The sequence below is a fragment of the Rothia sp. HMSC065D02 genome (assembly GCF_001815285.1).
Classification (GTDB): Bacteria; Actinomycetota; Actinomycetes; order Actinomycetales; family Micrococcaceae; genus Rothia; species Rothia dentocariosa.
The window spans coordinates 1-268 of record NZ_KV820069.1; the positions used below are offsets into that span (position 1 = coordinate 1).

Annotated in this window: 1 pseudogene; it reads right to left on the reverse strand. The window is 45.1% G+C overall.

Annotation, left to right across the window (positions count from 1 at the left end):
* Window positions 1–268: pseudogene (locus HMPREF3016_RS01260) on the reverse strand (hypothetical protein); the annotation flags it as partial.

Here is a 268-nt window from a genome sequence, read left to right on the forward strand (position 1 = left end):
AACAAAAAAGAACCCCTGACTCAAATCCAACCAATGCAAATCCTCAAGATACTCATGAATCCAATCATCCGGCAACCGAGGAATCTCATACGGAAACTCAATAGCCTCAAAAACTACCATGGCATCTTCCTCAGAGCCTGAAGACTTTAAAAACTTTTCACAGGAAAGCTCAATAATCTTCCACCCAGCCTGCCGCAACAACTCCAACTGCCGCTCTAAAACACCATCCTCCCGCACATAAACAACCGGGAAAAAGACGTCATCCCAC